This is a genomic window from Clostridium sp. AM29-11AC (genome assembly GCF_003480545.1).
Classification (GTDB): Bacteria; Bacillota; Clostridia; order Lachnospirales; family Lachnospiraceae; genus Otoolea; species Otoolea saccharolyticum_A.
Map to the genome: position 1 here is coordinate 1 of NZ_QUJI01000052.1, position 2573 is coordinate 2573.

Consider the following 2573-nt stretch of genomic DNA (forward strand, 5'->3'; position numbering starts at 1 on the left):
TTGTTTGCTTTCACTCTTTTGTATGCGGCGTTGAGGTTGTCGCTCCTGAGTATCGTATCAAGCAGGTTGTCCGTCCAAAAGTCCGTGTTGGTGTCAGGGTTCCCGGTAATCCATTCATGGGCGTACACTCCTGTTACCTTTCCCTGTTCCGCAGGTATCTCTCTCAGGTAGTCTTCTATATGAAGTTGTCTGTACTTCGTTCCATGTCTGGTTTCCATTTGGAAATGGCACCTCCTACTGTTCCGTCCTTCCCGGTACATCTATAGCTGTTCCGGTACTATGACATCTGCTGACTTCTCATGGCAAGCTTTACTCCATGGCTACGAATCTTTTATCGCCTTTGCCATGTCCATGAGACCTCCCCGGGTACTCACACGCTCTTTCCCACTTATACCTGCCCCGTCTACTGCTGGCGTTCCTTGCAGTTATTGGACTTTAGTTTGTTTGGTAACCTCATCCACGCTTCACAGCCTATCCGGGTATCATGCCCTGTGGGTACAACTTTTACAGGCCAGTGTTTTGCCTCCGGCTTCCTTCAGACCCCACCTCGCGATGACGCCTTTGCCATTGGCTGCACCCTTCCCACTGCCGGGCGGGTCGGGGTAGGGTCAAGCGATGGCGCGGTAGTTTCCGTTTCCATCGCCTGCCACCTCAAACCGTGCATGAGGTTCTCCCTCACACGGCTTTCCGATAATCTTCTTCCTGCAGCATTCAAAAGACTGCCTCGTATCTTTTCTTATTCAGATAATAAAAGTACTCTATTCCACTGGTTGCATACCACTTTCGAAATCCATACAGCACATGCTCTCTGTATTTCTTCTGTTTTCTCCTGTAATACACCCGTCTCCATAGCTTCATCCACACGTATTCATCAAGCTGTTTAAACCGTTTTGCTGAGTTCCCATGCTGAAAGTAGTTTCTCCATCCTCTTATGAACGGATTTAATTTCTCCACTTTTTGCTCCAGGCCCTCATAGGCTGATTTTCTGCAAGTAATTATTCTGATTGCATCCTTTACCTTTTTCATTGCCTTTTTACTAGGCATCATATAAGGCAACTTCCGTCCACATTTGGTTTTACCAAACTTCTGATAACGAAATCCAAGAAAGTCAAAGCTCTCCTTATTCATATCTACAATCTTCGTTTTCTGTGGATTCAACGTCAGCTTCAGCTTGGTCATCATTCTTTTCAGATGCTCAAACGCTAATTCTGCATCTTTTCTTGTTCTGCACACAATCACTGCATCATCTGCATATCTGACTATAACGCCCAGTTCCTTATGATTCTCCCAGTAGGAGTCCAATACATGAAGATAGATATTTGCTAACAACGGACTAATGACTCCTCCTTGCGGTGAGCCTTTTTCTGTTGGATAGTATTTCCCATTTTCAATGACTCCTGCTTGTAACCACTGTCTGCATAACTTAATGACCCTTCTGTCACTGATGCGACGCTTTAATAATCCCAGTAGTATTTCATGATTGATGTTATCGAAGTATCCCTGTATGTCTGCATCTACTGCATACCAGTTCTTATATAATTCTTTTTTCACTTTTTCTGTAGCCTGTTTTGCATCTCTTTTAGGGCGAAATCCATAAGAACTATCTAGAAAGTTTGCTTCAAAGATAGGTTCTATCACTATCTTACAGGCTTGTTGCACAATCCTGTCTCTAATAGTCGGTATTCCCAATGGTCTTTGCTTCCCATCCGGTTTTGGTATGTATACTCTCTTTACCGGCTTAGGTCTGTATTGTTTATTCTGCAGGTCCTCTTGGATATCCAGCAAGTATTCTTCTACTCCGTATTCTTCAATCATCTCAAAGGTAATGCCATCCATCCCGGCACTTCCCTTGTTTGCCCGTACTTCTTTCCATGCCCGCCACAAAACATCCAGGCGAAAGATACGGTCATACAGCGCATGAAACCTGCGCTGCTTATCTTTTTTGGCTGTCAGGTATAGATTACGTTGAAGTTGTCGTGATTTTTCTATTGAGTGTTGTTGTCCAATATCTGGCATGCACTATCCCTTACCTTCCCGTTAATCTTGATTAAAGCAGAGCCCCTTTTCTCCCATTGTTTTTCTTACCAATAGTTCATAGATACTATGGGCTCCTCCGACTTCTCATACCACTTCCCAAGAAATTTCACATGCGTGCTTATATCCTCAGTTACATACTTGTGGTTATATGATGGTATGAGATCTCTTCTGTTCCGTTATCAACTTTCATAACATTCCGCTCCCTCTACACCGAAGGGTTCCTCAATGCTGTATTCCAGTATCTGTACATCTTCCATGGTCTTCGTCAGAAAGTCAGTGACTCGACTCCCTTTTGTCCCTTTACAGGGCTAACGTAACGATGCTACAGGATTCACTTTATGTTACGGACTGCTATTTTGCACCTGCTTCTCGCAGGCATACCTCGCTTCAACACAATTGGTCACCCAAAAGCATTGGAGGCTCGCTACAAGGCTCACTGGCGATTACCTTGACCAGTCTTTCACTGGCAAGCTGATAACAGCTTGCAGAACACACGACTTTCACCCGTTAGAACGTGTGCCCGCCGGGCACACCAA

1 protein-coding gene and 1 pseudogene are annotated in these 2573 nt (G+C 44.7%); both read right to left on the reverse strand.

The window, feature by feature from the left end:
• Positions 1-218, reverse strand: a pseudogene (locus DW757_RS17075) (group II intron reverse transcriptase/maturase); the annotation flags it as partial.
• Positions 219-711: 493 nt separating this feature from the next.
• The gene (gene ltrA, locus DW757_RS17080) at positions 712-2016 is read right to left on the reverse strand and encodes a group II intron reverse transcriptase/maturase (RefSeq protein WP_118752326.1); all 1305 of its coding nucleotides are present in this window, start codon (positions 2014-2016) and stop codon (positions 712-714) included.
• Between the last annotated feature and the right edge of the window lie 557 nt (positions 2017-2573).

Bases quoted from the DNA above. Each gene is read 5' to 3' on its own strand.
- ltrA (WP_118752326.1), bottom strand. From the start codon at position 2,016: ATGCCAGATATTGGACAACAACACTCAATAGAAAAATCACGACAACTT.